A 6983-nucleotide genomic window follows, 5' to 3' on the forward strand; every position below is an offset into this window, starting at 1 on the left:
CCCCCGCCGCGCTCCGCTTTGGGGAAGGTTCACATGGGTCAGTTCTCAGTGGAATTTACGCCCCTACCCGGGTCAGTTCCGGGTGGAAATCAACAATATCGCCTCTGAGAGACCGCTTCCGGGCCTCCTAGCGCCCCAGCCGGTGCTCAGCCCCTCCCGCATAACCCTCGAAAACAACGAGAAAATCCGGCCGGAGCCGGATCGGGAGAACGCTTTCGCGGGGGCAAGTGGCGGAGACGAAGGGATTCGAACCCTCGAGGCGGTTTCCCGCCTGCACCCTTAGCAGGGGTGTGCCTTCGACCACTCGGCCACGTCTCCGCCGGCGGGGATACCAGCAAGAAGCCGTAGAAAACAAGGCCAATATGTCAGCGGCGCGGAGATTTCCCTGAGGGATACTTTGGGTGCCTGTCGGACAGAACACTCAGCGAACACGAACTGGATTGTGGCAAGGACCTGGCAACGGTCATTCTATACACGGCCAAGGGGAGAAGGGCGGGGTAGCTTGTCCCGGCGGGCTCAGACCCCGGGATCTGTATGCTGGGTCTTGCTCATGAAGTCGCCTGCGTCGCGCTCCGCAACGGGGGGGAATGCTTCCGGTTAGGCAACCGCGATGGCGATTACTCGCCGCTGGCCGGAGTCGGGCTGGATGATCGGGTGCCGGAGCCGCTCGACTTGCGGCTGACCAACTCGGCGGGCGATCAGCTCTGCTTTGTCGACGGGACCGCCTTCGGGCACCAGAACCGGCACGAACCCCAGCAAGGCAGTAACTTTCATCAATCGGGCAGAAAAGGATGGTGCTGTGAGAGAGGATTGAACTCGCCCCGGTCGCACCTTTGCCGTTGATCTAAATAGATTTTCCAGTGTCCTGCATAGCTGACTGTGTACCAGCCCTGTGGCCACGGGTAAAGCCCCCTGTGGTGCCCCGCGCTGTCCATTGGACGGATGGGCCATAGGGGGAACCGGATCAGGCACCTTACCTCTGGTGCGGCCTTTCAGATGGGCTGCCAGAACATCCGGGGCTGTCTATCGGGTGCCCTTACTTTCAGCCATCCGCGCCATTCGATAGGCCAAGCGGTCAGCCCGTTCGTTCAGGTCTGTTCCGCTGTGACCACGGACCCATTGCCACGTCACGTTGCGCCCTTCTGCTTCCGCTTCCAGCTTGGCCCATAGGTCTTGGTTCTCAACCTGCTTGCCCTTGCCCTTGCCCTTGCCCTTGCCCTTGCCCGTGTGCCAGCCATTCGCCTTCCATCCGGCAAGCCACTGGTTCATGCCATTGGGGATTAGGTTGCAGTCGCAGAAGACCGTAATCGGTTCTGCGGTCTTTCTGCCGAGGCTCCGCAACCCTTCAAGCGCAGCTGTCATCTCCATGCGGATGTTCGTGGTGATGGTCTGCGATGACCCTGAGAACTCGCGTTCCTTGGCGACAGTGCCGAAAGCGTCACGCCTGACCAGAACACCCCCATAGCCACCGGGGCCGGGATTTCCGATGGATGATCCATCCGTATAGATTTCAATGCAGGTCTGGCTATCCGCTGGCTGTTCGCCTCGGGAGGGCTGGTCACTGCTGTTGTTGGTCATGTGGTCCAAGTGTTTCTCCGTTGATGATTGGGGGTTGATCATGCTGGTGATCGTCCGCATGGACGGAAGTCCCCCGTCGCGATGATGATGGCAGGGTATGGGTCGCCACCCGCAGGGCAGCGGATGAGGAAGACCAGATTGGAGGAGGCCGTGATATTCGGCACCTTCAGATGCAGCTTCGACCCTGCTGACCAGTGGAAGACCACAGGGCATTGATCGGCATGGATCATGACGGCTGTCGTCGTCAGGTGCGTCTTCAGCCCATCTGATCAGCCGCGCCAGCCACTGGCGCTCAGCGGCGCCAAGGGAAGACTACAAGCCAATGATGGTGGTCAGATCACAATGGTTGTCATCATCAGGTGCATCTTCGTCCCTATGGTCAGCCGCGCCAGCGGCGCTAGTGGAAAATCACGGGCAGTGATGATGGCCGGATCATGATGATGATAGGTCTTGACAATGATTGTCATACCCCTCGGGGGCCTGTTGGTTTCTTTTATATATGCGGAGGGCGGATTACGGTTTCCCGTGTTGTCACTCATGGGGAACGGATGCAGTTTCTGACCACTTGTCCGAAAGCAAGGACCGATAATCCCAGCCATCCGGCATCTGCGGCTTCGGCTGTCGTCGCCCTTCCATATCTGCCAAGCTGGGCTGTGGCGCATCGGGCGGAACCGAATGGCCCAACATCACGGCCTTGACTCCCGCGCCCCACCTTGCGCGGCAATAGGCATTGGCGACCTTGGCGATGTTCGTTATCTCTCGGTTGTGGCTATCGGGAAATAGCTTGCCGATACCCTCGCCCCGTGATGCCCCGAGCAGGGAGGGATCGGTGAGGATGTTCCGAAGCTTGCCATCATGGTCCCGTGCGGCAAGGATCAACTCGCCTGTGAAGGAAACCCGATCATCGGGGTTCATTCTGTTGAGATCATAGCAAAGCCATGCGGCCCGCTGGTAGTGGTCGCGTCTGCGCTGGGCGTTCTCCGCTGTCCGTGATCCTCTTGCCGTATTCCGCGTTGCGGCCTTCTGGCAGTTCACCCCGCAATATCGCTGATTGCTCAGCTTAGGGGAGAACGCGGTATTGCACTTCGGGCATGTGAGGCCAACGGGCAGACGTGGTGCGTCATCCGGAAAAACCAGAGTAAGGGCGTTCATGGTGTTCCTGTAGGTTTGGTGGAAACAGCCTGACGCTGGCCTATCGCCTCACGCCCTCTGTCATATGGGGGCGGTAATCCACGCACCTCCTCATAGGCCCTCACAGGCTCACAGGAGTCCATCGAGACTCCCTGCTACGGGGTTTTTTACCCACCAGAAGCACGAGCCGTCCCAGCGTCCCGGCCAGCGCCTCGGAGGGCCACCCACCATAACGACCGGAGCAGCACCAAAGCGCCCCATCCTTGCGAAGTGCCTGCCGCCGGAGGATCGCGGGGAGGACGACCTTGGTCACCCAATCTTTGAACGGCTTGGCCTCGGCCTTGTCGGCGCGGAGGACCAGCCTGTAGAGGCCGCTCTCGCTGATGATGGAACGGATCAGGTTGCCACGCTGATTTCCATCCGTCAAGCGGATGGTATTCGTCTCGGTCTTGTCCAGCCCAGGGTTCAGGGCGGCGCTCATCTGCTATTTAGTTATTCAAAACGTAATAACTACCCGCGGCATCGCTTATCTTCCTTATCGAAAATCGGGATGGCGGGGCCGTGTTTGCTTGCAGCAGCTGAAACACATCGTTGATTATCGTGCGACTGCTCGCAATGTATCCATGTCCGAACCCTCCCAATTCGAGATCATTCACCACTATTGTATCCATTCCGGTTAGAATGTAGGTGGGTGGGGATAATCCAACACGGTCGAACTCATGTAACCATCCCGATAGTTTAAGTGCGTTATCGCGGGACGACACATACGAAGTGGTCCGTTTGCAGTAGTCGGTGGCATGCCTGCCCAGGAATCTCATATGGCGTGTGTCAATGTCTGCCGCCGCCAAAATCACTTGATCGATTTTCTTCAGTGTAGATCTTCTTCCGTTGGCGAGGACTTCCAAAGCTCCCATCAGGCATCTGCAACCCATGCTATGAGCGATAATACTAACACTTTTTTGTTCGGTGTTGGTAGTAAATCCCTCAATAAAGTCCGCCAGATGGTACTTGCTGGAATCCACTGCGGCTTCATCTGCGGCGTAACTTCTCATAGTACCGCGAGACGGCCAGCTAAAAAGTGCAATTCCCTGCCCGATGCCGAGATCGTACCCAATCTGTGCGGCGCGAAGAATAGCCCCCTCAAAGGATGTATTGTAGCCATGAACGAACAGTGTTGGGCGGGCCTTAACTCTTGATCTGGCTGCCTGTTGTGAGAGTAGACGCCAGAAAAGCTCCTCGTTGAGGCCTATCAAACCTTTCAGTTGAAGTCGGTCATCGCCGCTGAAAAGTCGCGTCCACAGAGGAGACCCCAAGGAGCCAATTCTATGCCCTCTCGGAACGGCTACCTCGCAAACACCGAGGTTTAATTTATTGTCGGTATCTGCCCCGAATCCGCTGAGCTCTCCCTGCGTATAAATTGGAACTCTATTTGTCCCATAGTAAACGTCGTATCTGACACCGCTCTCGTGATCTTTAATTTTCTTGAGTTGGAGAGGAGAAGCTGTATCCGCAGTGTAAATAGGCGCGGGTGGAGGGCTAAAGATCGTACTTGCGTCGAGCTGTTTTTCTACTTCGCTTAGCATCTCGCGGGTCGGCGGGGAACTAAGCCTGCTAAAATTCGCTCCAGCAAAGACTGACTCCGAAGTATTGGCCCCCTCAAGTACTGCCTCGGAGAAGTTCGCCTTGCTGAAATTAGCTCGAAACGCTTTCACCTCAGTGAGATTTGCACTCTTGAAGTTGGCACCTGTAAAGCTTGATGCGCTCAGGTTCGCACCCCTTAGATCCGCTTCCGCGAAGTTCGCCTTACTGAGATTTACACGTGATAAGTCCGATGCTGTGAGGTTGGCTTTGCTTAGATTTATACGTTCAAAGAAGCGGGAGGATTTCGCCCGTGATCTATATTTCTCTGGCAGGAGCTCAAAAAGATCAACGCCCGATAGATCAGGGGCGAAGCTAACCTTTCTTCGCCTACTGTTCCAAGAGGCTACGCCCTCGCGCAACCAGTTGACATGCCACTTGTCTGCCATCACTGCCGTATAATTTGAACAAACCTGGCTGAAAAACTAATGTCTATTTTTCGGTGTGGCAATGACATCCTCGCGTGTGGACATCGGCCGCGGTAAGGTGGCATCTTGCAGAGTCTCAATGAAGCGATTTCATGGTCCTCTTGCCACGCCTGACGCTCGCTGCAGGTGCCCCACAGGTGACCCAGTGCCGGTGAAGTTCGAGTTCGATGCGGCGCTCACCGCGCCCTAGATTGACGTTCATGATGGTGCCGCTCGTGCTAGATGACGTGGAAACGCCATTATCCCCCATCATCAAGATGGGTAAATAACGTTATATTTCAATTCACTATTGGAAGCATTGGTCAGGTTCCCCACCTCATCAGGGCCGCCTCGGCTCCCGCCATGTCATCCCTCAGCCGCTGCACTGTGGGACGTGTCAGTCCCGTGGCCTTGGCGATGGCCGATGCCCCTGCACCCTGACCCAGCATGTCCCGCATCATGTCCAGTTGGTCCCGTGTGAAGCTGGGCTTCCTGCCTCGGTACTTGCTCGGGTCCGCTGCACGGTGGTGAGCAATCCCGGCTTTCTGGGCCTCCTTGGTCGCTTCGGCCTGTGCCTGTGCTGTCGCTGCCATGAAGCCGATCAGGGCATCCCTCACGGCCTGCTGCATGGGGTTTGTCGTGGCCCCGTCGAAGGTCAGGCCATTGATGACCGTGCGGACGATGACGCCCTGTCGCATGAAATGCCGGATCACGTCCGTCACGTCCTGGTAGTTCCTGCCCAGACGGTCCACCCAGCGGACCACCAGCGTGTCCCCATGCCGCAGCTTGTCGAAGAGCCGCTTTCCTTCCGGCCTCTCCCGCAAGGTCGTGCCGACACCGGATACCCCCTCATCGGCAATCACCTCATCAATGGTGAAGCCTGCCGCTTCGGCTTGGGCCTTCTGGTGGGCTGTGGTCTGGTCCGTGGTGGAGACACGGGCATAGAGAACGGTACGGGACATGGGCAATCTCCTGCCAACAAGGGTGCTGCCCACAGTAGCACCTGCCCACAACTCTATGTCAACCCTTGTGGGCACTCTGTCTGGCATCTTTCTGACTGCCCGCTAGGGCATACCCTGTGGGCACATGATTGCTGCTGGATAGACGAGTAGCTGGTGTCGGCTGCAGAGCCGCGGTCAGGCGATACGAGTAACGCATCTCAGCCTTGAAGCCCGGCTGCCATGCTTAACCCCTTCCCGGTGGGGGGAACGGCAAAGCACCTTATCTCTGATCAGGCTCTCAGGCAGCTGCTATGAACATCCGGAGAAACAGGCCAACCTCCGACATGTTAAGCGCCCCTCTGACGCGCAGTTGCCCTTGCCTTGCGCAACATGTCGGGCGACTGTCGGACCCATAATGTCAAACATCCGCTTTACAAGCTATCCTCGAACCCTGCCCCCGCCCAGCTTTGCAGCTTCCATCGTGGAGGCGTTTCGTACGACCGAGCCAACCATCTGTACGCGAACCTTGGACAAAGGACTCACCAGCGATGAGGTGCTGGCGGTACTACGGCCTAACCTGATCGGGCTAGGGTTCACCGTAGAGATGAGCAAACTCGCAACCGGCAAGGTGCGTCGCCCTGTCTTCTTTGGCGAAAACGGTGCGCCGGATCTTCAGTATGAAATCGACGCCTTCCACTCAGACTGGCGCTGCGGTCTCGAGATCGAGGCAGGACGTGCTTGGATGGGAAATGCTGTCTACAGGGATCTCATTCAAGCACTGGTAATGGTTGAGGTTGATGTACTTGTTCTGGCCGTGCCGAATACTTACCGCTATCGCAGCGGCGATAAGGTGGCGGTAAGCAGGGATTACGAGAACACCTGTGCCGTTGCTGACGCGCTGTATGGCCACTCTCGGATAAGGATGCCCTATCGGCTACTGGTGATTGGATACTGAGTAGAGCTATGGGAGCAAAGGCTCAAAACATGGGGGACGAACGCTCAATGCAGAATAGGCTCCGTCAGCTGAGTGCAGCACTCAAAAGTCGCGATAGTTTCTCAACTCCCCCAGCGTACACGGAAATCGGCATTGCCCTAGAGCCAAAGCCGTTCACGGGCATTGGCTCAAACAGCAGCGATGAGATCGCGATAGAAGTTGGAAGGGCCTGCGCTCAATTTGAGGGCATCCAAGATGAAGGTAAGCGCGAGGTCGTTGCCCTATGCGGCGATGCTTGACGGCTGGTTGAAGCGCCAGGGCATGAGGTCTTCGATGGCGCTTTGCGGGTGTCCG

8 protein-coding genes and 1 tRNA gene are annotated in these 6983 nt (G+C 57.2%); 1 reads left to right on the forward strand and 8 read right to left on the reverse strand.

The genetic code is table 11. The features are described 5' to 3' along the window. Positions 1-228: 228 nt before the first annotated feature. The 8 genes from KTN05_RS16790 to KTN05_RS16825 form a co-directional block, all read right to left on the reverse strand. Positions 229-318, reverse strand: a tRNA-Ser gene (locus KTN05_RS16790). A 279-nt stretch (positions 319-597) separates the two neighbouring features. Next, positions 598-759, reverse strand: coding sequence for a hypothetical protein (locus KTN05_RS16795; RefSeq protein WP_217330534.1), 162 nt, complete (start codon positions 757-759; stop codon positions 598-600). A gap of 264 nt (positions 760-1023) precedes the next feature. Next, entirely contained in the window at positions 1024-1638 is a 615-nt protein-coding gene (locus KTN05_RS16800; RefSeq protein ID WP_254368313.1) for a ribonuclease H, read from the reverse strand. A 272-nt stretch (positions 1639-1910) separates the two neighbouring features. Continuing rightward, a complete protein-coding gene (locus KTN05_RS16805) occupies positions 1911-2117 on the reverse strand; it encodes a hypothetical protein (RefSeq protein ID WP_217330535.1) in 207 nt (68 codons plus the stop codon). After that, positions 2110-2730, reverse strand: coding sequence for a hypothetical protein (locus tag KTN05_RS16810; RefSeq protein ID WP_217330536.1), 621 nt, complete (start codon positions 2728-2730; stop codon positions 2110-2112). The genes KTN05_RS16805 and KTN05_RS16810 overlap by 8 nt, the downstream gene beginning before the upstream one ends. A 100-nt stretch (positions 2731-2830) precedes the next feature. Next, on the reverse strand, positions 2831-3190 hold the full coding sequence (locus tag KTN05_RS16815; RefSeq protein ID WP_217330537.1) for a Bro-N domain-containing protein: 360 nt from the start codon (positions 3188-3190) through the stop codon (positions 2831-2833). Positions 3191-3197: 7 nt separating this feature from the next. Then, a complete protein-coding gene (locus KTN05_RS16820) occupies positions 3198-4736 on the reverse strand; it encodes an alpha/beta hydrolase (protein ID WP_217330538.1) in 1539 nt (512 codons plus the stop codon). A gap of 341 nt (positions 4737-5077) precedes the next feature. Further along, on the reverse strand, positions 5078-5716 hold the full coding sequence (locus KTN05_RS16825; RefSeq protein ID WP_217330539.1) for a recombinase family protein: 639 nt from the start codon (positions 5714-5716) through the stop codon (positions 5078-5080). Positions 5717-6221: 505 nt separating this feature from the next. Between KTN05_RS16825 and KTN05_RS16830 the strand changes: the two genes are divergently transcribed. Next, on the forward strand, positions 6222-6650 hold the full coding sequence (locus KTN05_RS16830) for a hypothetical protein (protein ID WP_217330540.1): 429 nt from the start codon (positions 6222-6224) through the stop codon (positions 6648-6650). Positions 6651-6983 lie beyond the last annotated feature (333 nt).

Source organism: Paracoccus sp. Z118 (assembly GCF_019061185.1).
Lineage (GTDB): Bacteria > Pseudomonadota > Alphaproteobacteria > Rhodobacterales > Rhodobacteraceae > Paracoccus.